The organism is Tsuneonella sp. HG094, from assembly GCF_053819285.1.
In genome coordinates this window covers 2249229-2275264 of sequence record NZ_JBSORA010000001.1, presented here as the reverse complement: position 1 = coordinate 2275264, position 26036 = coordinate 2249229, and the positions used below count along the sequence as shown (strand labels likewise).

Here is a 26036-nt window from a genome sequence, read left to right as displayed (position 1 = left end):
TTGCTCCACCTCGTGCTTGGAGCAGAAAGGTGGGCCTGTTTGCGCGGATGCGCAATCGCGGATCGAACGGAATCCTTGCGGTGTTAGAGACATTCCTGCCGATAGGCACGGGTTGCCGATAGGCCCTTTCAAGCTAGGCGAAGTTCACAGCTCGGCTAAAGGCGGTCCTTCAGGACCGAATCCATGAACTATCGCCATTCCTTCCACGCTGGGAACAGCGCCGACGTCGTGAAGCACAGCCTCCTGATCGCCCTCGTGCGGGCATTGCAGCAAAAACCGGGCGCGCTGACCTTGATCGACACTCACGCCGGAAGCGGACTATACGACCTTCAGGGCGAAGAGGCACAGCGCACTGGTGAGGCCGCTCAGGGCGTGTTGCGCGCATTCGCTGATCCGGACCCCTTGCTGAACGACTATCGCGACGCGGTCGTGGCGGTGAATGGAGGGGCCGGGCTAGACAAATACCCTGGCTCGCCGTGCATCCTGGCACAATTGCTGCGCCCGCAAGATTTCCTGATCCTCAATGAAAAGCATCCGGTGGACGCCATCGCCCTACGCGGTGCGATGCGCGGCACCCCTGCCGCAGTGCATGAGCGCGACGCCTACGAGCTATGGCTGGCGATGCTGCCGACCCGCACGCCCCGTGGGATGGTGGTGGTCGATCCGCCGTATGAAAAGACCGATGAGCGCGCCCGCATCACGGCCACCCTGGCCGCAGCTCACAGGAAATGGGCCCATGGCGTGACGGTGATCTGGTACCCTCTCAAGGATCGCGCCACGCATGAAAGCTGGAAACAGAAACTGCGCAGGCTCAGCATCCCGAAATTCATGAACGTCGAGCACTGGCTCTACGATGCCGATCAGCCGGGCATCTACAACGGCGCGGGCCTGTTCATCGTTAATCCGCCCTACGCCTTCACCCAGGCGTTGCCGCCTCTCCTGAATGCCCTTCGCACAGCGCTTGCCCCGGATGGGCATAGCGGTCAGCTTACGGCTGGTTGGCTCGGCGAATAGACCGGATCCGCATCGCAGCTTCTAGCGGGAGACGAATTGCCGGGCTTGTAGATGCCCTCTCTCCTTCACCAATTGGCACGAACTGCGTAAAACGTGTCGTCAAATGCTCTCCCGCAAATGGCATGAGACGGGTCGATGGCATCAGCGCCCCACCTTGGCGGTAAGAGCCAATGCAGCCCCAACGAAGCTGCACACCGCGGCACCGGCAAGCATCGCCGGGATGCCGCCCATGCCATCAAGCCAGCCGAGGGTGAGACCTCCGATCACTGTGCCGAGGTTGAGAACCGCCATGAACACGGCGAATTGCGTCGCGGCGATGGCGGGAGTGCAGAGGCGCATCGACAGTGCACCCCCGCCGACCAGTCGTAGCGCGCGAACGATCTCGGTGACGAAGATCAGGCCGATAAACACAGCCGGATTTCCCCAGTGCGATCGCAACGCCAGCATCGCCAGCGACGCCATTCCAGTCAGCACCGCGGCGATAATGAAAGTTCTCCGCGCACCCCAGCGCGCCGCCGCGAATCCGAAGAGTAATGCGGCTGGTAGGCCGGCAAACAGCTGCGCCTGGCTCGACCAGCCGGTGAAGGTATCTTTCTCCCAGCCCAGCACATCGGCGGCAAACAGAGGTTTCACCCCGTTCAGAATGCCCGGTGCCGTCATCGTGACCAGGAACGCGAGCACCAAGAGCATGATCTGACGCTTCGTCATGGCCTTGAAAATGTCCCGGATAATCGGCCAAAGCGCGCCGAGATGGATGTCGAGATTGCGCTGTGTGGCTTGTCCCGGCGTCCAGGGGAGAAGGCGCTCGCCCGCTCGTTCACGCACCGCGACGACCAGCGCCAGGACCACAATTAGGATGGCGGCCAACGCCAGCGCGGCGACGGCAATACCCTGATAGGCGATCAAGGTCCCGCCGAGCCCGGTGCCGACGGCGATACCCGCCATCTGGCCCCCGAACATAACGCCGTTGACCCGCTCGATTTCATGCTCGGGGAGGATGTCGGCGGCCAGCCCGTCGACTGCAACATCCTGAATTGCGGACCCCATGCCGAGTGCGAACGCGAAGGATGTGACCAGCGCCACCTCCGCTACGCCAGGATCTATCGCCGCCATTACCGCAAAGGTACCGATCATGCCCAATTGGCCGAGTATGATCCACGGCCGCCGCCGCCCCATTGAAAGAAGGGCGTAACGGTCCATGACGACCCCGTACGCAAGCTTGAAGGTCCATGGCAGATTGGCCATCGCCAGCACCGCGCCGACCGCTGCCGCCGACGCGCCGTTTTGCGCGAGCCAGCCGGGCAGCGCAAAATTGATGAAGCCGAGAGGTAACCCCTGAGCCACGTAGAGCAGGAACAGCGTCACGACGCGCAATACCCGATGCTCGCTGAGCGAATCCGGGCGCGCCATGCGCAACGCGAAAGTGGCGCCGCTCATGATCCAGCATCCAGGGTCGCGGCCAACGCGCCAACGAGCATCGTCGAACAGGCGAAAGCGCGTCGCGAAAATGCGCGGGGAGGTTCAGTCATAGAAATGCCTTTCCTCTGCAATCATGTTGTCTCGGACGGTGTAGAGAGCGATCTCGGTCAGCGACCGGCGCGTACCGTTCACCGGGTCGAGAGTGACGAGATCGAGAAACAGCGCGAATTGGTCGCCGGTGACGAAGGGGCCGTCGATCCCGATCTCGTCCGTCAGCGCCGAACCAAACCTGGCAGCGCACTTGATCCGGGCGGCATCGATCCCGGCGACGCTGGCGCGAATCCCTCCGGGCAGATCGGCCGGTTCGATGCTGACCACGTCGCTGGCCCAGTATTTTTCGCCCGCGGCCTCGAACCGACCGGCGCGTAGCATTGCGGTAAAATCGCTGGCGATCACGTCGATGGCCGTCATGGCATCGCTCCGCTGTCGGCTATCGTGGGGTGTGGCAGGGGTAGCGAGGCTGCGCCCCCTGCCATATTCCCGGGCCGGTTCGTCTACTTCAGGACCATTTCCTGGTACTGGACCGAACCCATCTGCTCGCGCATCTTGACGCGTTCCGCGCTGGCCGCACCGGCCTTGCGATCATCCTGCTGCAGCATCGCGTTGACCTTCTTGTTGAAGGCTTCCTGCTGCGCGGTGGTTTGATAATCCTTGTATTCGACGACCAGAATCACGTCGGGTTCGCCAGCGCGCGGATTGGTGCTGGCCAGAACATGATAATCGACGACGATTCCGTCGGCTTTGGCCAGTTCATTGACCTGCTTCCACTGGCCTGCGAGCCAGTCCATGTAGTTCTCGAACTGGCCCGGCATCACGTCGATCCGGCCGACTTCCCAGACCGTGCCAGGCTTGTAGCTCGATTCCTGCGCCGCCGCCGGCATTGCCAGCGCTGCAGCCAGTGCAAGGACCGATCCGGTCACAATTGTCTTGATCCTGTTCATTGCCAATCTCCCCACGGAGCAGGCACGGCTTTGCCGCCGTCAAAAGCCGGACTGTCCGACTTTGCCAGGTGCTCCGAATTGTGCGCGATCCCCGGCTGCGATAGTGCGATGCCGTAGCGTCAGGGGTCAATCCGCCCGACCGTCAATAAAGCGTCAATAGCACGTCAATCCGCAGTGGCGAGCGCGTTATTGGGTGGGGGGAGCAGGTCCGGCCAACCATATTTGTCCCACGCTGCAGCCATGCCGATCCGCTGGGCGAACGGGATGAATTCGGGGTGTTGCCAGATTTGGCGGATCGGATCGACGTCCGCCCAGATCGACATGAGGCAGCCCATGTTCCCGGGCGAGATACGCTCACCCAGCGTGCGGAAGAGCAGATCGGCATAGCCCATGAACACGGCTGGAAGCGTGATCGAGGAGTCGCCGTTATCGTACATCGTCATGTGGAGGTAATCGAGCGTGCGGCAATAGGCTTCGCGGTCCTCGGCCACGCCGCTGCACACACCTTTGGCTGCGACGAGCCAATAGGCGTCCATGACTTCCGCCGTCATCGGCGTGGTGCCGGCGGGCGGGAAAATGGACTTGTTCAACAGCAGCCGGGTTTGCTGGTATTGCTCGACCGCCAGTTCGTGCTGCCCTGCGGCGGCTGTCGCCACTGCCAGATGGATCGATGGAAATCCCAGATCGACCGCGCGCTGACCATCGGCGATTGCCGCGGCCCTATCGCCGCGGTTCAGCTGGCCGGCGCACCGCAGCATGTACTTGCGGCCATCGATCGGATCCTGCGATATCGCCTCGTCGATGTACCGCATTCCTTCTTCGGTTCGGCCGCAGAACATGAGGTATGAGCCCAGCCGCATGGCAACCTGCGGATTGGTCGGCTCGATCGCATAGCCTTTGTAAGCCAGGTCCAGCGCGCCGACGAAATCGTTCCGGCACAGCTGGTGGAGCCCCAGCAGCGAATAGGCTTGTCCAAGGCCCGACTTGATCGCGAGCGCCTTTCCGACGCACTGGGCCATCCGCGCCGATGCCGCAGGACGGTCGAGACATGCCGTATATATGGCAATCAACTGGTGCACTTCGGCCATCACCAGCCAGGCTTCGGCGAAGTTCGGATCGAGGCTGACTGCCTGCTCGAGCAACTCGATCGCCTTGTCGAGGGCGCCGTCACCGAACAGCCGCACTGAAAGCGAACGGCCCTGCAAGTAGAGGTCGTATGCCTCCTTGCTGTGCGTCAGTCCGCGAACGAGGGGTGATCCCAGAGCGATGTTCAGCGCGTCGCCGATCGCTGCGGTGATCGCCTGCGCGACCTGCTCCTGAAACGCGAAGACATCATCCATCGTGCCGTCGAAGCGAGCGCCCCACAACTCGATCCCGGTCTCGCCAGCGATCAGATGGGCATGGATACGCACCCGGTTTCCCTGGCGTCCGACGGAACCCTCGATGAGATGCGATACGCCGAGCTCCGCTGCGATCCGTGATGGAGGCAGGTGGCTGTCTCTGAAGTGGAAAGAGGACGTGCGGCCCGAGACGATCAACTCGCGAACCTGGCCCATGGCGGTAATCAGCTCGTCGACCATCCCGTCAGCGAAATAGTCTTGCCTTTCGCGCTCACCGATCCGCTCGAACGGCAAGACGGCAATCCGCACTTTGCTCGAAACCGACGAGGGGAGTGGGTTCGCGGCAACAGTCGGATTGCGCAGCGATGAAACTGTGGCAAGCTTCGCGTGCCCGGCCGAGTTGCCCTCTAGCATAAGCGCGGCAAGGGCGCTCTCGATTCCATTACGCAGGCGCATCTCGGATTCGGCGCGTTGACGGCCAAGCCACTGGTTGAACCCATCCCCCAGTTCCATCTGGTCGAGGAGCGGCTTGTTGCCGATCATGGAAAGCTGCGCTGTTGCAGTGTCCACGTCGCCATTCGCCAGCGCCACTTCCAGCCTGTCGAGATCGGTCGAGACCGCGCCGGACCGAAGTCCCACGCTGGTTCGGGTCACGACCAATATTTCACGTCTGAATGGCGCAAGCACCTTGCCAAGCTCCAGCAGGCATTGGCGCAGGCTGGCCTTGGCGTGCGCCTCGAACCGCCCGGGCCACAGTAACTTGCTCAGGAAGTCGCGATCAAGCACCTCGCCCCTGGCGAGGCACAGCATTCCCAAGAGTGTTCTGGCCCGCCGGTTCGTGATGGCGATTTCCCGGCCGTCCGCCGCGCTGACCTGAAACCGACCGAACAGCGATGCGAAACAGGAGCCTTGCGCCTGTCGAAACGCCTCAGCCGGTTCGGCCTGCTTCATCGTCGATCCCCCCGCGATGGTTAACTGCTTAACCCAACCGCGCGGCGCCACAAACGTCGAATCGAGTTGGGTGGCAACCGGGGCATGCACCCCGGCGTGGGTGGAAGCCTACCCAGACCTGTTCCTTCCGGCCAATCGCGACTCTGCAGTTCGCGAAAGGATGCGTTCAACGGCATAGCGAGGATGGGGGTCCGCATCTAAAGCGTGGGTCATGCGTCCTTTCGATAAGATCCTTGGCAATAGCTTGGTCCAGAACGTCACCAACTTCACGGTCTGGTTCGCGCTCGTCTTCTGGGCGTTTCTGGAAACGCGATCAGTCTTCGTTACCGGGGTGGTGGGCGGCATCTACATGGTGTTCACAGCGGGCTTCGCGATATGGTTCGGCAGCCTTGTCGACCATCATCGCAAGAAAACGGTGATGCTCGCGTCGAGCGCCGCCTCACTGGTCCTTTATGGCATTGCCTTTGCGGCTCGCATGAGCTTGCCCGAAGCGCGGATGGGCGATGAGGCCGACTGGCCGCTGTGGCTCTTCATCGTGTTGGTCATGATAGGAGTCATCGCGGGGAACGTGCGCATGATCGCCTTGCCGACACTGGTGACCGCCCTGATCGAGGAGCCGGAGCGGGAGAAGGCCAATGGGCTTGTCGGAATGGTCAACGGGATCGGTTTCGTCGTGACGTCGGCGGTCAGTGGTTTTCTCGTGGCACAAGGCGGCATGCAGGTGACCCTGCTGTGCGCCATGGGCCTGACCGCGCTGGCTTTTCTGCATCTGTGGACCGTCCGGTTCGACGAGCCGGAACCCGCTCCGCTCAGTGATGGTGAGCGAAAGCGTGTGGATTTGCGGGGCACTGTTGCGGTGGTCGCGGCAGTCCCCGGGCTGTTTGCGCTGATCGGGTTCACCGCCTTCAACAACCTGCTCGGCGGCGTGTTCATGGCATTGCTGGACGCGTACGGCCTGTCGCTGATGGAGGTGCAGGAATGGGGTTTGCTGTGGGCCGTCGTGTCGTGCGGTTTCGTTCTCAGCGGTTTCGTCATATCGCGGATCGGGCTGGGGAAGAACCCGCTGCGCACCCTTATGCTGGTCAACGTGATCGTATGGTCGGTGGCCTCGGTGTTCACTCTCCAATCCTCGGTGATCACGCTCGGCATCGGTTGCTTCGTCTGGTTGTTTTTCTACCCCTTCATCGAAGCGGCCGAGCAGACCACTCTGCAGAAGTTGGTTCCGTTCGAGCGCCAGGGGCGGGTGTTCGGCTTTGCCCAGTCGGTCGAGCAGGCCGCCGCGCCGATGACGTCATTTCTGGTCGGCCCGTTGACCCAGCTCGTGGTCATCCCATTCATGTCGACTGGGGCCGGCGCGCGCGCGGTCGGCGCCTGGTACGGCACCGGCCCTGAGCGCGGCATGGCCATCATGTTCACAGTGGCTGGGAGCCTCGGCGTGATCGCCGCGCTCCTTGGACTCAACTCCCGCGCGTATCGGAGGCTTTCGAAAGCCTATGCACAAGGTGCGAACGCGTCAGATGAGCAAGCGACCGCTTAACGACAGTACGCACATGACCCAGACCGGTTGTGGGCCGGTAGAGATACGGGCGGATTTCAGGGCGAGGGCTCACGCAGCCCGCGCCGCATCTCTATGGCGATTGCAGCACAGCAATGATGGCAAGCGGCACAACTCCTGGTGCTGACAGGGCGCTGAGGACACTGCAGTGTAGGACCATGTCGAACCCAGCGTATTCGTCCGTCGTTCAAACCGAAGGGGGGCAACTTCGCGGCGTGGTAGCCGACGGGATCATAACCTATCTGGGCATTCCATTTGCCGACCCCCCGGTGCGCTTTGGGTTACCAACGCCTCGCTCAGTCTGGCGCGGCGTACTCGATGCCACCGACCGTGGCCCTTCGGCGCCGCATCGCATCCGCGAACTCCCCCAGATTGACGCCATTCCGCTTGTCGGGACCGGCAGCGACGGGACGGACGGCGACTACTTGCGGCTCAATATCTGGGCGCCCGAGGACGCTGCCAATGCACCGGTGATGGTGTGGGTGCACGGCGGCGGGTTCGTCGTGGGGAGCAAGGACGCGCAGGTCAGCGATAGCACCGCGTTTGCCAAGTCGGGTGTGATCTGCGTCGCGATCAACTATCGGCTGGGAGTCGATGGCTTCCTCCCTGTGCCGGGCATACCGACCAATTTGGGGCTGCGCGACATCCTGTTCGCGTTGCGATGGGTGCAGGACAATATCGCCGCGTTCGGCGGTGATCGGGAGAATGTCACAGTGTTCGGCGAGAGTGCCGGGGCCATGGCAATCGCCGATCTCGTCACGTCACCATTGTCCGAGGGATTGTTCAAGCGAGCGATCATCCAGAGCGGTCATGGTGCGATGGTGCGCGACATCGGCGTGGCGCAGCGACTGGTGCGCAAGCTCGCGAAGAAGCTTGGCGTAACCCCGGACGCCGAGGGATTCCGCACCGTGAGTCACGCCGCCGCAGCCGATGCGATCGAAGCGGTGGCGAAGCCGAGCGCTGTCGACCTGCGCGACGCTGGCGGATTCGAGCCGGTTTACGGCATCAGCCGCTTCGTGCCGGTATGGGGCGACGATGTCCTGCCCATGAGGCCGATCGATGCATTGCGTGCCGGCGCCGGCAAGGACATCGAGGTGCTGATTGGCAGCAATGCCGAGGAGATGAACCTCTATTTCGTCCCCACCAATGTGCGGCGGAAGATCCCTGGCCTGCTTGCCTGGTGGTTCCTCTCCCGCTCGATGCCGAAGGCGCGCGCGGCGCTCAAGGCCTATGGATGGGGCAGGAAGGGCGTGCGACCTGGCGATGCGATGACGCGCGCCATGAACGACCTCGTGTTCCGCTGGCCGGCGCGGCAATACGCCAGTGCGCATCAGGGCGCGACTTGGGTCTACGAGATGGAATGGCAGTCGGACGCCTGCGAAGGCGATCTGGGCGCATGCCACGGCATCGAGCTGCCGTTCGTGTTCAAGACGCTGCCTTGCGTTACCGGCGAGCGGGGTCTCGCCGGGATGAGCCCACCCGCCGATCTTGCCGAACGGGTGCATGCAATTTGGGCCGGTTTCGCGCGCGACGGATCACTTCCGTGGCGGCGCTGGACCGGCGATCGATCGGCCTACCTGCTTGCCAAGGGCGACACTGTGTTCGAGCCGCCAATGCCCGCGGCTGCCTTCCTGCCCGACTGAGGGGACGCCCATGTACCTGGAAAAGCTGCGGCTCGACGGCCGCACCGCCTTCGTGACCGGCGGCGCGCAGGGGATCGGGCTTGCCTGTGCGCAGGCACTCGGCGAGGCGGGGGCGCAAGTGACCATCGGCGATCGTGACGGGGCCGCGCTCGAGCGGGCGCGCGAGGTGCTGCTCGGCGACGGGATCGATTGTGCAACCGAGGTCCTCGATGTCACCGATTCATGCGCCGCGCAGGCGGCTGCGGACGCCATGTTCGAGCGCGAGGGGCGGATCGACATCCTCGTCAACAATGCCGGGATCGCGCGGAGCGACACGCCGGCCGAGGCGGTCGCGGACGAGCATTGGTTGAACGTCCTCGACGTGAATCTCAATGGATCGTTCTGGTGCGCGCGCGCCTTCGGGCGGCACATGCTCGAGGCCCGGCAGGGGAGCATTGTCAACATCGGCTCGATGAGCGGCTTTATCGTCAACCGGCCTCAGCCGCAAAGCTACTACAACGCTTCCAAGGCGGCGGTGCATCAGCTCACGCGCAGCCTCGCCGCGGAATGGGCGCCGCGCGGGGTACGCGTCAATGCGGTCGCACCGACATATGTCGCCACCCCGCTGAACGCCTTCGCCGACCGGGAAAGCGACATGTACCGCCGGTGGATCGACGGGACACCGCAGGCCCGGCTCGGTCAGCCCGAGGAAGTCGCCTCGGTGGCACTGTTTCTCGCCTCCGACATGGCCAGCCTGATGACCGGCAGCATCGTTCTGGCGGACGGCGGCTACAGCTGCTGGTAGCGGCCGATCGGCACAGTCACGCTGACGATCGGCACAGTCAGGTTACCTTTCATACAGGTCGAAAAGCTATAATACAGGTCCCGTCGAGATAAGAATACCGGGAGAGGACCTGATATGCTCCGAGTTCGCCATGCTTTCCTGGCCGGCGCGGCCGTTTTCGCCTTCAGTCCGGCGGCGGGCTTCGCCCAGACCGCACTGGAAGATGCCGCGCAGGAGGCTGAAACCACCACCAATCCGCCCGCCGACGAGGCAGGCGTTATCGTCGTCACCGCGCGTAAACGCGAAGAAACGCTGCAGGACGTGCCGGTGGCGGTCAGCGCCATCGATGGCGACACGCTGGCATCGCGCGGGTTCAACTCGGTGCGCGAGGCGGCGGTGCTTTCGCCCGGCCTCAACATCAACAGCGACGGTTCGGGGCGTGCCTTCGTCGCCATCCGCGGCGTCGGTGTCACGCTGGTCCAGTCGGTCCAGCCCGGCGTCGGCTTGTTCGTCGATGGCGTCTACCGCCCCAACACCGCCTATCTCAACAGCCCGCTGCTCGATGTCGAGCGGATCGAAGTGCTGCGCGGTCCGCAGGGCACGCTCTACGGCAAGAACACGCTCGGCGGCGCGATCAACGTCATCAGCCGCCAGCCCGGCAACGAATTCGAAGGCCGCGCTAGCGCCAGCTTCGCGGGCCCCGACGAGCAGCTCATCGTCGCCGGCTCTATTTCCGCGCCGATCGTGACCGATCTGCTCGCGATCCGCATCGCCGCCTCGCACCAGGAGCAGGAAGGTTTCGCCCGCAACATCCTGCTCGATGCGCCGGGCAACCCTTTGAACAGCGAGTCGCTTAACGGCACGATCCGTCTCACCCCCGGTGACGTCGAGCTGACCGTCAACGGCTATTACGACTGGATCGACTCGGTCAACATTCCGTATTCGCGGGTGTCGGGGACCAAGAACTACAGCCGCGATCTGACGTTCAACGCGCTCAATCGAGTGGAATATCGCTATCGCGGGATAAACGCCAAGCTTGCGGTCCCACTCAGCGCGATTGCGACCACGCTCACGCTGATCGGCGCCTACGACGCGCGGGATGCGGAGAATATCGATCAGGATGTGGATTTCGGGCCGGGCAATTTCGCCCGAGCCTTCGGCGGGGACGAACTGCGCACCAAGACCGCCGAGCTCCGCCTCGACAGCCGCTTCTCCGACACGTTTTCGACCCTGTTCGGCCTGTTTTACAGCCGCGAACAAGTCGACGCGATCGACGTAACGACGATACTGCCCGCCTTCTCGGGCTTGCCCTTCAACGTAGTGCGCAACACTACCAATCAGACAAGGGCAGACACCTATGCCGCTTTCGGGACGCTGTTCTGGAATCCGACGTCCGACTGGGAAGTCGCACTCGGCCTCCGCTACGACCGTGAGAACCGGGTAGCGAACGGTTCGATCGTCACCGTGCTCGGGCCTCTTGGCTCCACTGGCGGGCCGACGGCCGAGGCGCGCATCGAATCCGACGAGCTGCAGCCGAAGTTGACGGTCAAGCGCGACTGGTCGCCCGAACTGATGACCTATGCCTCGGTCGCGCGCGGCTATCGCGGCGGCGGCTTCAACGCACCCACCGCTCCGACCCGCACCTATCGCGGCGATAGCGCATGGACCTACGAGATCGGCGCCAAATATGCGGCGCCCGACAACTCGGCCAGCCTTTCGGGCGCGATCTTCTACAACGACTACACCGATTACATCGGCCTCAACTCCATCGCCCCCGCGGCGGGCGGCGGACTGGTGACGGTCGACCTCAACACCGGCGACGTCGAGAGCTACGGCATCGAACTCGAGGCCTTTGCCCGGCCGACTTCGCAATGGAGCGTCAGCGGCGGGCTCACTCTGATGCACGCCCGGCTCACCGATACCACGGCCTACGAAGTCACCACGAAACGCGTCCTGGCCTCGGATCGCTTGACCTTCCAGCCAGACTGGATGGCCAATGTCGCCACTGACTACACGATCCCGGCGGGCGAGGGCGAATTCGTCCTGAGCGCCAACCTGGTCGGCAAGGGCAGCCGCTTGGCGGCCACGCTCAACCAAACCACGCCGACCATTCTCGACAGCTACTGGCTGGCCGGTGCCTCGGTGACCTACCGCAACGGTCCGATCGAGGTCGCCGCCTTCGTCAGCAACGCCTTCGATGAGGACTACTGGGAAAGCTACATCGAGCGCACCACCCTGGTACTTGCCGGCTTGCCGCCGTCGGACCTCGGCATCCAGGGCGATGGCCGCCGCTACGGCCTGCGCGCCAGTCTGCGGTTCTGACCATGGCCGCGCCAGCCGCCCTTGCGCAGCATCGGGTTGCAGTGCCTGAGGGGTTCCTCGCCAAGTTGGAGGCTCGCTTCGGGGCCAATCTCCAGACCGGTGCGGCGATCCTCGAGCAGCACGGCTCGAGCGAAAGCCATTTCGAGGCGATGGTCCCGGATGCGGTCGTCTTCGCTGAGGACACCGACGACGTAGTGGCGCTGGTCAATCTCTGCAGCGAGGCGGGCGTGCCGATCGTGCCCTTTGGCGCTGGGACCTCGATCGAAGGCAATGCTGCGGCCCCGCGCGGCGGGGTTTCGCTCGACCTGACCCGGATGGATGCGATCCTCGCGGTCAATGCCGGGGACTTCGATTGCGTCGTGCAGCCGGGCGTGCGCCGGGAGCAGCTCAACGAGTATCTGCGCGACCAGGGGCTCTTCTTCCCGATCGATCCTGGCGCAAACGCGACCATCGGCGGCATGGCTTCGACCCGGGCGAGCGGGACCAACGCCGTACGCTACGGGACGATGAGGGACGCGGTGATGGGGCTCGAGGTGGTCACGCCGCAGGGGCAGGTCATCCGCACCGCACGTCGCGCGCGCAAATCGGCGGCCGGTTACGACCTTACCCGGCTCTATGTCGGCTCGGAGGGCACGCTGGGCATCATTACCGGCATCACGTTGCGGCTGCATCCCATCCCGGAGGCGATCTCTTCCGCGGTGTGCAGCTTCGATACGCTCGAAGGCGCAGTCGATACCGTGGTGCAGTCGATCCAGTGCGGGGTGCCGCTGGCCCGGGTGGAGATTCTCGACGCGCTCCAGATGCGCGCGGTCAACCGCTGGTCCAAGCTTGATTATCCCGAGGCGCCGACCCTGTTCTTCGAATTCCATGGCAGTCAGGCCTATGTCGACGAGCAGGTGGAAACCGTCAAAGGGTTGGCCGAAGCCAACAGCGGGGGCGAGTTTGCCTGGTCCAACCGGCCCGAGGAACGCAGCAAGCTGTGGCGCGCGCGGCATGAGGCCTACTATGCCGCGGTCAACCTGCGCGAGGGCGCAGTCGGCTGGGCCACCGACGTCTGCGTGCCGATGAGCCGGCTCGCCGAATGCATCGGCGAAACCCATAAGGATCTCGCCAAGGCGAGCATGCCCGCAACGATCCTCGGCCATGTCGGCGACGGCAATTTCCATGTCGTATTCTCGGTCGACCCGAACGCGCCGGAGGAGATGCGCGAGGTCGAGGCGATCAACGCGCGCCTGGTCGAACGGGCGCTGGCGATGGACGGCACCTGCACCGGCGAGCACGGCATCGGGCTCGGAAAGCAGGAATGGCTGGTTGCGGAACTGGGCGATGCGGTGGACACGATGCGGGCGATCAAGCGGGCGCTCGACCCGGCCAACATCCTCAATCCCGGCAAGATCTTCGCGCTGTGACGGCGAGCCAGGCTGAGCCACTCGACGCACCCCAAGGCGGGCTGGGTTCGCCGGCCACGTTTGCACGGCTCCTGCTGCTGGCGCTCGTCACTACGATGGCCTTCACCGCGCTCGGCAGCTTCGGCACGATCCAGGAAAGTGCCAAGGCGGAGCTTGACCTCACTGATGACGCGCTCGCCCTGATCCAGGGGCTGGGGGCGGCGGTCCCGATGGTGCTGTTCTCGATCCCGGTGGGCATCCTGGTCGATCGCCGCAATCGCGTGCGGCTCACGATCGTGCTCGCCTTGCTGTGGACCGCGGGCACCCTGCTTACCGCCTTTGCCTCCGATGCCACCTGGCTGACCGCCGCGCGGATGCTGGTCGGGATCGGTTCGACCGGTTCGCTGACCGCCGCGCTCTCACTCTGCGCCGACTTCTGCGCGCCGGCTCAGCGGGGCCGTGCGATGCTGATCGTCAATCTCGGCAAGGCGCTGGGCGTCGCGCTCGGCTTCGCCCTTACGGGATGGCTCTTCGGTCTTCTGTCGGGGGCAAGCCTTTCAGGTTGGCCATTGGGGCTCGCGCCGTGGCGCGGCACGCATCTGCTGCTGGCGGCGCTCAGCGCGCTTCTCATCCTGCCGCTCCTTTGGCTGCGCGAGCCCATTCGTCGCGAAGTCGAGGCACGCCCTGATGCGCCTTTCAAGATCGTTGCCGCCGAACTGTGGGCGCGCCGCGCCTTCCTCGGTCCGCTTTTCGCGGGTCAGGTCGCCGTGGTCATGGCCGATGTCGCTGCGACCGTCTGGGTAGCGCCGGTGCTGTCGCGCGACTTTGGATTGGCGCCGCAGGAATTTGCCGGCTGGGTGGGTGTACTGATGTTTGCGACCGGAGTGGCCGGCGCGATCGTCGGTGGAATCTCTGCCGATTGGGGACAAAGGAGCGCCCGCCGCGGGGGCCTGATCCTCGGCGCAGTGATCGCTGCGGGGATCGGCGTGCCGGCGGCTCTGTTCCCGATGATGCCCGGTATCACGAGCTTCGCGATCGCACTCGGAGTGCTTTCGACGTGCGGTGCGGTGACTGGGCTGGTGGTATCAGTGGCCCTGACGGTGATGCTGCCCAACGAGCTGCGGGGCCTATGCATCGGTGCATTCATCGCAATTGCCGGCCTGATCGGATTTGGTCTCGCCCCATGGATGGTCACCCGCGTGAGCGCAATGATGGGCGGCGAACACATGCTGGCCGAAGCGCTGGCCCTGGTCGGCGCAAGCGTCAGCGCGGTGTCCTTTTTCGCCTTCTTCCTCGCAATGCGTCGCGCGCCAAACCTGTAAGATAGCTCTTGCCAGCCTGTATGACAGGTTGTATCGAGTCCTTCGAGAGAGGGAGCAAAGGCGTGAAGCAGATCGTGCATGTCTCGGAGGAAATGCTGACACTTGTGGGAAGCGGAGCGATCCCGTCGCTGGCCTGCCCTGCCGAACCGGTGGTGTTCCACTTCGCTGCGTTCGGAGCGAATTCCGCCCCCAGGGTGCACTACCGCGAGCATTGCGATCTCAGCGGCCTTGACGCCGCACCGCTGGTCCTCATCGTCAGCCGCGGCGCCTGCGCCCGCCTTTTCGCGCAGCGGCCCGAAGGAGGCCAGAGCTGGCACCTTCCCGCCAATCTCGTGGCGCTCGCCCAGTCCATCGTCGAGTGCGAAGCGGAAGGAGAGGCGCGATCGACGCTTCAACTCGCTCGCAGCATCGAATTGCTGTGCCAGATCCACGCGGCGCTTGCCCAGGGCCATCTTGTATCGACTGACGGTGAATGCAGCCTCACCGAGCACGATGTTGCCTGCATCGCCTCGGCCCGCAGGCTCGTCGATCAGCGCTGGGCCGAGAAGCTGACCATCGCGGAGCTGTCGCGCGCCGCCGGCGTCAATCGCGACAAGCTCGCCCGGGGCTTTCGCGACCTGTACGGTGCGACCATTACCGAGGTTCTCAGCGAACGGCGTTTGAGCGAAGCGCGGCGGTTGCTGCTCGCCAGCGATCTCCCCGTGGCGACGGTTGCCTATCGCTGTTCCTACCTCAACAACGCCGCCTTCACGCGCGCCTTCACTCGCAGGTTCGGCCTGCCACCGAGCGAATTGCGGCGCGCGAGGATCGCGGCGTGAACCGGCCCGCGCTCGATCTGCCCAAGGGCACGCTCGTCGAAACCGCGACCGAAGCGGTCCGCGAGCATATCCGCACGAACCAGCTCAAGGTTGGCGATGTGCTGCCCAGCGAGGGCAGCTTCGCCGCCGAGGTGGGCGTCAGCCGCCCGGTGATGCGCGAGGCCTTTCACGCCCTTGCCGCGCTCAAGATGATCGACGTCGGCAACGGCCGCCGCGCGCGCGTCGGCGCAATCGACGGCTCGGTCATGGCCGCCTCCATCGGGCACGCTGTCAGCACCGCACAGGTCTCGCTGGCCGACGTCTGGGATGTTCGCCGCACGCTCGAGCTACGGACCGCTGAGCTCGCCGCGCGCCACCGCAGCGACGAACAGGCCGACGCGATTCTCGCCGCCGCGCATACGCTGGCGATCAGCCGCGACGAAGCGACACGTACCGCGGCCGACACCGCTTTCCACCAGACCATCGCGCTCGCGTCCGGCAACCAGCTGTTCTTCCAGATTGTGCGCTCATTCGAACAGATGATGGCCATCGCAATTCCCAAGGCCTGGGCGGGCCGAACAACGGAGCAAGAACGCGTGGAGTCACTCGATCTGCATGATCGAGTCGCCCGTGCTATCGCTGAAAGCGATCCCGAAACCGCCCGACAGGCTATGGAATCGCATTTCGCCCGCTCGATCGGCGATCTGTTTCACCGTTCCCATTGATTTCGCTATGCTGAAGTAGTCCGTTGGCAGGACATCAATGTCCGCTCGCAGCTAACAAGGCCACGATTCTCCCACGGTCCTCGTTTCATTCGTGCAGTCGATAGGCAGCGCGCTGCCAACAGGACATTTCTTCCCGTTTGCAGTAGGTCACACCTCCTCAGGCACGACGAAAAACTGCTTGTGGCGAGACGGAGGGGATTCGAACGGGGTAAGTTTTTACAGGTACCCAGTATCGCAGGATCGTTAGACATTAACGTCATACGAATGTATGCGTGGGGCATAGCTTGGTTGCGGGAGAGAGCGATGTTTCTGGTGTCGGCGGTTTATCCGGAAGACGGACAAGCTCGGTTTGACGAAATTTATTATCTGGGTCCCCATCGCGAACTTGTCAGCGGTTTGCTCGAACCGTTCGGCCTGACGTCGATGCGCCTGGTTAAGGGGGTTTCCGCCCTCGATGGCGGGGCAGCTCCATTCAGGATGCTGGCGGAAATGCACTTCGCAAGCCGTGAAGGGTTCGACCAGGGCATGGCGGTCCATGGAGCCGAAATCATGGGGGATGCGGCGAACTACACTGACATACAGCCTATTCTTCAGGTGGGCGAGATCCTTGTCGCCTAGAAGGGCGTGACCCGAGCAAGCTCTGCACCATATTCAGCGAGACCGTCGGGCATGCAGAATTCGATTCGCCCGGCGTCGGCAGACGTCACCGATGTCTCGCGATCAAGCACAGTCAAGACGCCAATTTCCTCGCCGGGTCGAACACTCGATCCATTTGAAAGGCGTGCCGAGAAAATCCCGAGATGCGACGCGGAAACGGCGATCGCGGGGGCGTCGGAGCCGACGATCCGCGCATTCAATGGGTTTGGTCCGGCTCCCTCTCGAGCGAGATAAAGCTCCCACTCGCCAGCGCTACCGGAAAGCTCCCGCCGCGACGATCGCGTAAACTCGCGCAACAAGGCGCGGATATCGTCGACCCACTCCTTCATCGTCCGGTTCCCGATAACAGCGCAAGCATGGCCGGCAATGCGGGCTCGACGAAGAATGTCTCTACACCTGCCGCCGCTGCTGCACGCACGATCTCTGGATTGGTCAGGGCATGGCCCTTGAGTGCCTTAACCCCGGCGAGACTTGCTCCCAGTGAATCGACAGCTCCATCAGCCAGGAACTCGTCGAGTAATGTTGCGCTGCCGTCGTCCTGGGAAATCGGCCGTACCCGCCCTCGTACATCGGTCGGGAGCCATTCGATAATCGAAGACAGAAGGGGGTCGTTTGCCTCGTCGGGCACAACGGTCGGCAGTACGCCGGAAAACACGAGCCCTTTTTCCCCGTCGATGGTGACCGTCTCTCCGGCGCGAGCGAGGATTCCTTCTCCTGTCCCCACGACGCACGGCCTACCGAGCGCCCGACTGACGACAGCCGCGTGCGACGTCGCACCTCCCTGTTCGGTAATGACCCCGCGGGCCGCGATCATCCCATGAATGTCGTCCGGACTGGTCGTCTTGCGAACGAGGATCACGCACTCGCCGCTGGCGGCCCGTCGTTCGGCTTCGTCCGCATCGGCGACCAGAGTACCGCTGGCTGCTCCGGGGCATGCGCCTTCACCCGACGCGATGGGCTTTGCCGTGGCGGCGGCGGCGCCAAGCTGGGGCAGGAGGACCGCGGCCGCCTGCTCTGCGGTTATGCGCGACAGGGCGGTATCGCGATCGACGAGGCCCTCGGCGACATGATCGACGGCAAATCGCAGGGCTGCCTGCGGCGCACGCTTCGCCGAGCGGCTCTGGAGGAGGAACAGTTCGCCCGATTGCACCGTGAACTCTATGTCCTGGACGTCGCGATGCTCGCGTTCGAGCATGACGGCCGCTTCGAGCAACGCCGCGTGGGCCGACGGCTCGCGTTCGTGCATTGCGGCGAGCGGCAATGGGGTGAACTTACCCGAGACAACGTCCTCTCCCTGCGCTCGCGGCAGGTACTCGCCGTAGGGTGCTGCCTCGCCCGTTAGCGGGTTGCGACTGAACAGCACGCCGGTGCCGCTATGCTCGTCTAGATTGCCGAAGACCATCGCCTGAACGGTCACCGCGGTGCCTAGATCGTCCGGGATGTTGTTGTGCTGCCGATACCGCTTGGCTCGGCGCGTGTTCCAGCTGTCGAAGACGGCACGGATTGCGGCGGACAGTTGTTCCCGCGGTGTGGCGGGCAGCGGGGTGCCAGCCCGGGCGAGGATGTCGCGCCACGTCGCTGGCAGTGTGTCTACCGCGCACTCGAGCGGGTTTTTGAGCACGACTGAGGAGAACAGCTCGACAAACCGCCGGTGACTGTCGCGGGCAAATTCCTGCTGGCCCGTTTCCGCAGCAAGTGATGCCTCTCCCGCATCGTCGATCCCGAGGTTCAGCACCGTGTCCATCATACCCGGCATCGAAATCGCCGCGCCGGACCGGACCGAGAGCAGAAGCCGCTTGTCCCCCCGGCCAAAGGCTCGGCCGATGACGGTCTCCAGTTTGGCAAGCTGCTCGTCGATCTCTTCCTCGAGCCCGTCGGGCACGGCTCCGTTGGCGAGATACTCCAAGCAGGCGCGCGTAGTTATCACGAAGGCGGGGGGCACCTTTAGCCCCAGCGATCGCATCTGCGCGACGGACAGAGCCTTGCCCCCCACCAGTGCGCGGGAAACCACCTGCGTCCCGTCGAGCGGGATCGTCCACCGGGTCATGCCGCCTATTCCTCCCGCTCGCGGGCCATGATCCGCAAGAGATCCTCGTGCAGCTCGAACCATACGGTGTGATAACTTTCCCGGCGGATGTCGCTGACCCAGGCGTGCTCGCCGTCTTCGGCCGCTTCAAGTGCCGCCAGCAGCTTCTTGCCATAGACCTTGAGGCGGGGGAGACCTGCGGCGAGCCGGTCGATCACAGGTTCGATCTGTTCATGAACCGTGCCGAGACGGTCTATGATGCGGGCGTCGTAGTCGGGATCGGAATGGTCGTTCGCCACCGCCTTGCCGCCGACCGACATCGTCTGCCAGTCGGTGATGACTGCCTTCAGCGTCCCGTTGATCCGCTCGAACGCTTCGTAGGCGGACAGGAATGCGGGATCGGTCCGCAGGTGAGCATAGTGGAGCGAATAGCGCGAGCGAAGCGCGACATCGGCGAGCGGGGTCAACGTGAACTTTCCGCCTGCATCGACGGCACGTCCGGTTGCAACGGCGTGGGCCAACTCGGCCGCGACTACATCCGATGGCAATCCGGCCAGCCCCGCGATGGCTTCCGCGTCCGAATTGCGCTTCAGCGCGGTCGCGTGGAGAACTGTTTCGCGATTATCCATCAGCGCTCCCCTCCGACCAGCCAGATGCGAGCTGGGCGCTCGATCTTCTGCTGGTAGTCTTCCGCGGTGCGCGCGGCCGCAGTCGCTTCGATCGTGACGGTGTCGCCTTCGCGGATGCCGGTAACCTTGGCATTCATCAGGCAGGGAATGTTATATTCCCTGCTGAGAATGCCGAGGTGCGAGCGGACGGTACCGCCGGCGCATATCACGCCCGCGAACTTGTCGATGATCGGGGCGGTCAGCGTGCCGCCAGAGTCGTCGATTACAGCGATCGTGCCCGGCGGGACGCCTTCAGTGAGGTAGCGCAGCACCTTTTCGTTGGAACGGATGTAGCGCGCTGTCCCGGTGACGTCGACGCCATGACGAACGACGTTGTCGCCAACCCCGCGCAGTGCCCTGCCATCGGCGTCGGCTTCCTCGTTGGGCGCGTCCGGATGCGCGAACATGAAATCGCCCGCCGACTCTTGTGCACCGTCCGCAGCCTTGTAGGCCTCGGGTCTTTCCGCAACGGAAATGGCGGCCGACCAGTCGAACCGGTGTCCGCTGGCGAGCAACGCTTTCTCGACTTCTGCCATCGCATCGCGCGTGACCGAGCCTTCGTTCCCCGACATGGAAAAATCGTCCCAGCTCGTGTCGGTAGCGCGCCAGGCATCGCGGACCCTTTCGCGCACCAATCCCACGGTCGCTTCCACCAGTGGCGAGGCGACAGGGCGATTGAACATGACCGTATCGATCGGCAGTTTTTTCAAGCTCTCTCCCCTTCGCTTCGACTTCCTATGGCCAGATCGGATCTCTGCCAAGCCGTGCGATTTCGTCTGACGATATTGACTGATTATCTTTCCGAGTTCAAGGCTGGATTTCAGCAAAACGATGGGAGGACGTCCAATGGGAGGGTCGAGCGACAAGCGGATCCTGATCGTCAACGACGACGGGATCGACTGCGAAGGTATCGTTATTCTCGAGCGGGTTGCACGGCAGTTCAGCGACGATGTCTGGGTTGTCGCTCCCGACGAAGAGCGATCGGGCGCCGGGCACTCGATGTCGATTTCGCATCCGATTCGCGTGCGCCAGCGTGACGAACGACATTTTGCTGTACGTGGAACGCCCACCGATTGCGCACTTCTGGGCGTGCACGAGTTGATTACTGGCAAACGGCCCGATGTAATCCTGTCCGGCATCAACCGCGGGCCGAACCTTGGCGAGGACATAACCTATTCGGGTACCTCGTCGGCGGCCATGGAAGGAGCAGTTCTGGGTATTCCCGCAATCGCGTTCAGCCAGATCATCCGGTACAAGTTGGAAATCCACTGGGCGACCGCCGAAGCGTTCGCGCCGAAAGTCCTGGGACCGCTCCTGGAAATGCCGTGGCGACAGGGCCAGTTCGTGAATGTCAATTTCCCTAACTGCCCTCCCGGCGAAGTGGCGGGGATCCGGGTGACGACAAGCGGTCTGCGACCCGAGGGTCCGTTCCGTCCGGTGGGAAGGATTGACGAACGGCATGTGCCGTACTGGTGGATCAAGATCGACTTTCCCGAAGGCGGAAATCTGCCCGGCAACGATCTTCAGGCGGCTCTGGACAACGAAGTCTCCGTGACACCGCTCAAGCTCGACATGACGGATTACGACTCAGTCGACGCGATCCGTGCCTTGTTCTGATCGCCTAAACCAGCATCGCCACCATCCCGACATCCATCACGATGTGCGTGACGGAGCCTAAACGGATGGAACTGAGGGTCGCACCGTCATTATCGATCGGGCTCCGGGAAATGGCGTGTGACATCGCGAGCAACTTGCTTGGCAACGCGAGCCCCAACACTGCGGTCAATATGGCATCGAGCGCGAACACGATGGCGAGGACGGGAGCGATCCAGCCGCCCCCGCCTGTCATCGTGTGACCCATCGGCATCTCGTGATGGGCTGGCATCCACTGGATCGCGGCGAACATCGCAAGGGCTGCGAGCAGGTGATAGGCGCTGCCGGGCGCTGAGCCATCGCCCCGCCGCGCGTTCGCGACGAAACTCACCGCCAGCACGAGCGCGGTTACGCCTAAAATCGCTACCCATATTCGCGAATCTGAAGAACCGGGCGGAAGGGCCATCGCAGCCATGACCCCGTTCATGACCGCGTGGGTGGCGTGTGCCTCGCGATCGCTCAGGTAGGTATCGGAAGTCGCCTTGGGGACGAGCAGCAACGCAATGCTGAGCAGCGCCGCTGCTATGAACATGGCTATCGTCAACGGCGATCCGGTCATGCCCGCTCGAGGAGGGTGATGGCCGACATCGCGTCCTCGACTCCGTAGAACCCCCCAGAGTTTTCCGCGATGGCGAGCCGTGCGCCATAGACCTGGCGCGCTCCGGCCTCGCCCCGAAGATGGGTGACCAGTTCGTGGATCTGGCTGAGGCCCGTAGCGCCGAGAGGGTGGCCCTTGGACACGAGACCGCCCGATACGTTGACGGGGATGCGGCCGCCCAAGGAGAGTTCGCCGCGCAGCGCCGCCGGACCGCATTCGCCGGGGGGTACCAGTCCGAGCGCCTCGACCTGCACGATCTCGCCCGACGAGCTGGCGTCGTGCACCTCGGCGAGGTCGAAGTCGCCGGCCCCGATGCCCGATCTATCGAACAGGGCAGCCGATAGCAGGCGGGTGACGTGATTGGCATAGTCGGCCGGCGCGCGATCCTGGCCGGTGCGGGAATCGCCCGCTCGTACGCGAACCAATCGCGTCAGGCCCAACTGGCGCGCCTTGACCTCGCTGCATACGATCGCCGCACTCGCGCCATCGCTGATGGGCGCGCACATCGGCGCGGTGAGCGGCCAGGAGACGACCGGCGCGGCAAGGATCTCGTCGATCGACATCGCCTCGCGATACTGGGCGAGCGGATTGTGGATCGAATGCGCGTGGCTTTTGGCTGCAACCGCGGCGATATGGCGCTGGGTCGTCCCGTAAGTCGCCATGTGGAGACGGGCCTGTGCCGCATAGGCCTGCATCAGCACGTTTGGCCCGCCGGATTCCTCACCGCTCGGCACAGGTTCGAGTAGGCCATCGGTCGCCGTCAGGTAATTCCGCGCCACCTCGATATCGAGCGGCTGCTGGAAAACCGCGAACTTCTTGTCCCGGTCCTGCGAATAGAGCTTTTCAACCCCGACGACGAGCGCGATGTCGCTCGCACCGGCGCGAACCTGCATCACCGCCTGATGCAGGCCAACGGTCGAACTGGCGCAAGCCGCCTCGATCGCCAATGTTCGCACCGACGAAATCCCGAGAGGGCGCAGCGCGAACTCACTTGGAACGGACATCTCCCCCGCGACGAACCCCTGCACGACGTTGGCATAGACCGTCGCGTCGATCGTGCGTGCATCAACGCCAGCATCTGCCAAGGCCAGCCGCACCGCTTCCTGCGCAAGATCGGAATGGCTGCGATCGAGATGGCGACCAAAGCGCGTCATCCCGATCCCGGCTATGAAGACGTCCGGCATTAGATGGTCCGTCCGGCCTGGGTCCAGTACGGACGTCGAAGTTCGGCGCGCGAGATTTTACCGGCAGCCGTGCGGGGCAGGGCGCCAATCGCCTCGATTCGCTTGGGTGTCTTGACCGGGCCGAGGCGGTCGCGAACGAAATCGGCGATCTGCTCGCAGTCGTAGTCGCCGCGCGGCTCGAAGAAGGCGACGACTGCCTCACCCCACTTCTCGTCGGGAATACCGATGACGGCACATTGGGCGACTGCAGGATGGCTTAGCAGCGCATCTTCGACCTCGGCCGGATAGACGTTGAAGCCGCCCGAGATGATCATGTCCTTCTTGCGATCGACGACATAAAACCAGCCATCCTCGTCGCGCACACCGATGTCGCCGGTGTGATGCCATCCGAAGGCCGATACTTCGGCCGTCGCCTCGGGATTGCGGTAGTAACCCTGCATCACAAGCGGACCGCGCACCACAATCTCTCCGCGTTCGCCGGGGGGAAGGAGATTTCCGTCCTCGTCCATGATCTCGACGATGGAAAGAAGGTTCGGCCGCCCGCAACTGCCTGGATGGGCCAGCTCCCCATCGGAGTTGAGATGCTCGTGTGGCGGCATCGCAGTGACGCACATGGGCGCTTCGGTCTGGCCGAAACTCGCATTCATGACCGGGCCCAGGATGCGGATCGCCTCCTTCAGCCGGTCAAGCGCCATCGGCGCACCGGCGTAGGATATGTATTCGAGGCTGGAGAGGTCGCGTTCTTCAACGCCGGGATGGTCGAGCAGCATGTAGATCGCGGTCGGCGGCAGGAACATATAGGTAATCCGGTGCCGTTCGATCGCGTCGAGCACCGGGCCGGGTTCGAATTTTGGCAGCACCACCACTGTGCCGCCAAGCGCCATGCTGGCAAGCGCGAGCGGCCCTGCCGCATGGGTCATCGGCGCCGCAACGCAATTTACCGGCGGCTGCTTCATCGGCATCGACGCGACGAGGCTCGATACGAGTGCCTGCCAATTGCCATTCGATAGCATCACCCCCTTCGACCGCCCGGTGGTGCCACCGGTATTGGCGAGGAAAGCGAGCTCGTCAGGATCGCCAGCTCGGCGCTGCGGGACATCTCCGATATCCGTCGCCCTGTCCGCCAGTTCGAAGTCGCAACCTTCGACAGGGCCGTCGAGAGCGATGAAACGTCGGATGCGTGGGCACTGCTCGCGCAAGGGTGCTACGCGATCGGCCACTTCCTGCGCCACGAACAGGGTATCGATGTCGAGGAGGTCGAAGAGATAGGCGTTCTCGCTCACCCCCGCGCGGTGATTGGCCATGGCCCAGACACCGTCCGCCCGCAGGATACCGAGAATGGCCTCGAAGGCGATGGCGGCGTTGCCGCTCAGGACCGCGGCGTGCGCGCCGGGCGCAAACCCGTCCGCGATCAGCATGTTGGCGATCGCACGCGATCTCTCGCCGACCTCGGCGTAGCTGTGCGAACCCCTGTCGGTGACCAGGCATGGCCGCCGGGACGCGATGCGCATGCCTCGATCGAAGAAGTCGATCATCCGCATCGCGGCACCTTCAGGTTCGCATGGTGAGGTCGAGCCCCGCCGAGCGCACCTGCACGTATGGAGTGGTCGCGACCTTCAGCAGCTTGCTGACGCGCTCAAGGTCGGGCGATGACAGCGTCGGATAATCGCGCGCGGGCGGTCCCGACTTACGCATCCGGTCGATGTCCGCCTGCGGCACGAGCGCACGCAGGATCAGTTCGTCGTCATCCTCACCGGTCCCGTGGCGACGACGCAATTCGGCGACGTCCGGCTGCTCAGGAGGATGGGCCGTGATTTCCCTGGCCCTCGGCGTCGCCATGATCCGGTCCATTATGTCGGGATCGACCGGCGCCACAGGATCGCCATAGAAGCCAGCGGCGTACTGGATAACCTCGTCGGGGATGACAGAGTAGCGCTTGCCGGTCACGATGTTGAGGACAGCCAAAGTCCCGACAAGCTGGGCAAACGGCGTCGCCATTCCAGGATAACCCAGCTCCCGACGGACCTGCGCGACTTCGGCCAGCACGTCGGGAAGTTTCTCCTCCATGTGCTGCTCGCGCAACTGGGTGCGCAAGGTGCCCATCATTCCGCCCGGTATCTGATGCTTGAGCGCTGTCACGTCGTATTCGAAATGCTGGTTCACAAGGAAGCCTGCTGCCTTGCCGACGCGCTCGAAATGATCGCCCACCGCCTTGAGCTTGCCGACGTCGATGTTGTGGGTATGGCCCATCGTCTCGACGTTCTTGGTCATGATCTCGATAGACGGGATCGAAGGACCATTGGCCATCGGCCGGACAGCAGTGTGAAGGACCGTCACCCCGAACTCGATCGCGTCCATGTACGACTTGGCCGACTGGCCCAGCATGTTGTTGGCGTGCATCTCGATTGGCTTGCCCCGCGACTTGGCAACGATTGCGGGCACCAGGGTTGAAATGCGGGTGCGGTCGAGCACGCCGCCGGTATCATAGAGCAGAAGGCTGTCGACTTCGGGAAGCGCGCTCAGCTTGTCGGCCTTGTCGGCGTAATATTCATCGGTGTGAACCGGCGACAACGTGAACAGCATCGTCCCCGCGACCTGACAGCCATGGCCTTTTGCAATCTTTGCCAGCCGGTGCATCTTGTCGATGTTGAAGAGCACGTCATAGAGCCAGAAGCTTCGGATGCCATGGACGCAGAGCCGGTCGACCCACAGGTCCATCAGAGCATCTGGCGTGAAGCCGAATGTGACCGATCCGTTCGAGCGACATCCCGCACGCAATGGTGTCTTGGGCATCGATCCGACCAGCAGGTCGAGACCGGCCCACGGATCCTCATTGCATTTGCGGATCAGGACTTCGTGCAGCGAGGACCCCGCAAGGCTGATCGTCTCGTAACCGGTATCGTCGATCAGCGGGGCCACAGGCAACGCCATGCCCGCCTGCATTCGCATTCCCCAGAGGCTCTGTTGCCCATCTCGCATCGTCTCATCGAGAAATTTGATGTGAGCCATG

At 63.7% G+C, this 26036-nt stretch carries 23 protein-coding genes; 11 read left to right on the top strand and 12 right to left on the bottom strand.

The window, feature by feature from the left end:
• Positions 1-183: 183 nt before the first annotated feature.
• Positions 184-1014 carry a 23S rRNA (adenine(2030)-N(6))-methyltransferase RlmJ gene (locus ACWPMX_RS11345; RefSeq protein WP_455700109.1) on the top strand — a complete coding sequence of 277 codons (831 nt, stop codon included), beginning with the start codon at positions 184-186 and terminating at the stop codon, positions 1012-1014.
• Between the two features lie 141 nt (positions 1015-1155).
• On the opposite strand, the gene ACWPMX_RS11340 is transcribed toward ACWPMX_RS11345, so the two are convergent.
• The 4 genes from ACWPMX_RS11340 to ACWPMX_RS11325 form a co-directional block, all read right to left on the bottom strand.
• The gene (locus ACWPMX_RS11340; RefSeq protein ID WP_455700108.1) at positions 1156-2451 is read right to left on the bottom strand and encodes an MFS transporter; all 1296 of its coding nucleotides are present in this window, start codon (positions 2449-2451) and stop codon (positions 1156-1158) included.
• Between the two features lie 84 nt (positions 2452-2535).
• Complete coding sequence (locus tag ACWPMX_RS11335; protein WP_455700107.1) at positions 2536-2904, bottom strand: SnoaL-like domain-containing protein; 369 nt, start codon at positions 2902-2904, stop codon at positions 2536-2538.
• Between the two features lie 83 nt (positions 2905-2987).
• The gene (locus tag ACWPMX_RS11330; protein ID WP_455700106.1) at positions 2988-3434 is read right to left on the bottom strand and encodes a hypothetical protein; all 447 of its coding nucleotides are present in this window, start codon (positions 3432-3434) and stop codon (positions 2988-2990) included.
• A 164-nt stretch (positions 3435-3598) separates the two neighbouring features.
• Complete coding sequence (locus ACWPMX_RS11325; protein WP_455700105.1) at positions 3599-5725, bottom strand: hypothetical protein; 2127 nt, start codon at positions 5723-5725, stop codon at positions 3599-3601.
• Between the two features lie 211 nt (positions 5726-5936).
• Here ACWPMX_RS11325 and ACWPMX_RS11320 point away from each other — a divergent pair, with 211 nt between their 5' ends.
• The 9 genes from ACWPMX_RS11320 to ACWPMX_RS11280 all read left to right on the top strand — a co-directional run bounded on the left by ACWPMX_RS11320 (position 5937) and on the right by ACWPMX_RS11280 (position 16858).
• Positions 5937-7262 carry an MFS transporter gene (locus tag ACWPMX_RS11320; RefSeq protein WP_455700104.1) on the top strand — a complete coding sequence of 442 codons (1326 nt, stop codon included), beginning with the start codon at positions 5937-5939 and terminating at the stop codon, positions 7260-7262.
• A 176-nt stretch (positions 7263-7438) separates the two neighbouring features.
• Positions 7439-8923, top strand: a complete 1485-nt coding sequence (locus tag ACWPMX_RS11315) for a carboxylesterase/lipase family protein (protein WP_455700103.1) — start codon at positions 7439-7441, stop codon at positions 8921-8923.
• A 10-nt stretch (positions 8924-8933) separates the two neighbouring features.
• Complete coding sequence (locus ACWPMX_RS11310; protein ID WP_455700102.1) at positions 8934-9707, top strand: SDR family NAD(P)-dependent oxidoreductase; 774 nt, start codon at positions 8934-8936, stop codon at positions 9705-9707.
• A 114-nt stretch (positions 9708-9821) separates the two neighbouring features.
• The gene (locus ACWPMX_RS11305) at positions 9822-12008 is read left to right on the top strand and encodes a TonB-dependent receptor (RefSeq protein WP_455700101.1); all 2187 of its coding nucleotides are present in this window, start codon (positions 9822-9824) and stop codon (positions 12006-12008) included.
• Positions 12009-12010: 2 nt separating this feature from the next.
• On the top strand, positions 12011-13417 hold the full coding sequence (locus tag ACWPMX_RS11300) for an FAD-binding oxidoreductase (protein WP_455700100.1): 1407 nt from the start codon (positions 12011-12013) through the stop codon (positions 13415-13417).
• Entirely contained in the window at positions 13414-14718 is a 1305-nt protein-coding gene (locus ACWPMX_RS11295; RefSeq protein ID WP_455700099.1) for an MFS transporter, read from the top strand. Before ACWPMX_RS11300 ends, ACWPMX_RS11295 begins: the two co-directional genes overlap by 4 nt.
• Before the next feature lie 62 nt (positions 14719-14780).
• The gene (locus ACWPMX_RS11290; RefSeq protein ID WP_455700098.1) at positions 14781-15536 is read left to right on the top strand and encodes a helix-turn-helix transcriptional regulator; all 756 of its coding nucleotides are present in this window, start codon (positions 14781-14783) and stop codon (positions 15534-15536) included.
• Positions 15533-16240 (top strand): FadR/GntR family transcriptional regulator, encoded by a 708-nt coding sequence (locus ACWPMX_RS11285; protein ID WP_455700097.1) that lies wholly within the window; start codon positions 15533-15535, stop codon positions 16238-16240. The genes ACWPMX_RS11290 and ACWPMX_RS11285 overlap by 4 nt, the downstream gene beginning before the upstream one ends.
• Positions 16241-16543: 303 nt before the next feature.
• On the top strand, positions 16544-16858 hold the full coding sequence (locus ACWPMX_RS11280; protein WP_455700096.1) for an EthD family reductase: 315 nt from the start codon (positions 16544-16546) through the stop codon (positions 16856-16858).
• On the opposite strand, the gene ACWPMX_RS11275 is transcribed toward ACWPMX_RS11280, so the two are convergent.
• Genes ACWPMX_RS11275 through ACWPMX_RS11260 form a run of 4 tightly spaced genes read right to left on the bottom strand, consistent with a single transcriptional unit; the run spans position 16855 to position 20457 of the window.
• On the bottom strand, positions 16855-17226 hold the full coding sequence (locus tag ACWPMX_RS11275; RefSeq protein WP_455700095.1) for a hypothetical protein: 372 nt from the start codon (positions 17224-17226) through the stop codon (positions 16855-16857). The two genes, ACWPMX_RS11280 and ACWPMX_RS11275, sit on opposite strands and share 4 nt — an antisense overlap.
• Positions 17223-18944, bottom strand: a complete 1722-nt coding sequence (locus ACWPMX_RS11270; protein ID WP_455700094.1) for a pyruvate, phosphate dikinase — start codon at positions 18942-18944, stop codon at positions 17223-17225. Before ACWPMX_RS11270 ends, ACWPMX_RS11275 begins: the two co-directional genes overlap by 4 nt.
• Positions 18945-18949: 5 nt before the next feature.
• Positions 18950-19552: a hypothetical protein gene (locus tag ACWPMX_RS11265; protein ID WP_455700093.1), complete on the bottom strand. Its 603-nt coding sequence runs from the start codon at positions 19550-19552 to the stop codon at positions 18950-18952.
• A complete protein-coding gene (locus tag ACWPMX_RS11260) occupies positions 19552-20457 on the bottom strand; it encodes a PEP-utilizing enzyme (protein WP_455700092.1) in 906 nt (301 codons plus the stop codon). The genes ACWPMX_RS11265 and ACWPMX_RS11260 overlap by 1 nt, the downstream gene beginning before the upstream one ends.
• Here ACWPMX_RS11260 and surE point away from each other — a divergent pair.
• Positions 20438-21208, top strand: coding sequence for a 5'/3'-nucleotidase SurE (surE, locus tag ACWPMX_RS11255; protein WP_455700091.1), 771 nt, complete (start codon positions 20438-20440; stop codon positions 21206-21208). The two genes, ACWPMX_RS11260 and surE, sit on opposite strands and share 20 nt — an antisense overlap.
• A gap of 4 nt (positions 21209-21212) precedes the next feature.
• Here the strand turns inward: surE and ACWPMX_RS11250 are convergent, their stop codons facing one another.
• Genes ACWPMX_RS11250 through ACWPMX_RS11235 form a run of 4 tightly spaced genes read right to left on the bottom strand, consistent with a single transcriptional unit; the run spans position 21213 to position 26035 of the window.
• Entirely contained in the window at positions 21213-21776 is a 564-nt protein-coding gene (locus ACWPMX_RS11250; RefSeq protein ID WP_455700090.1) for a DUF5134 domain-containing protein, read from the bottom strand.
• Positions 21777-21799: 23 nt separating this feature from the next.
• Positions 21800-23026 (bottom strand): thiolase family protein, encoded by a 1227-nt coding sequence (locus ACWPMX_RS11245; protein WP_455700089.1) that lies wholly within the window; start codon positions 23024-23026, stop codon positions 21800-21802.
• A complete protein-coding gene (locus ACWPMX_RS11240; protein WP_455700088.1) occupies positions 23026-24537 on the bottom strand; it encodes an AMP-binding protein in 1512 nt (503 codons plus the stop codon). Before ACWPMX_RS11240 ends, ACWPMX_RS11245 begins: the two co-directional genes overlap by 1 nt.
• A gap of 40 nt (positions 24538-24577) precedes the next feature.
• The gene (locus ACWPMX_RS11235) at positions 24578-26035 is read right to left on the bottom strand and encodes a pyruvate carboxylase (protein WP_455700087.1); all 1458 of its coding nucleotides are present in this window, start codon (positions 26033-26035) and stop codon (positions 24578-24580) included.
• Position 26036 lies beyond the last annotated feature (1 nt).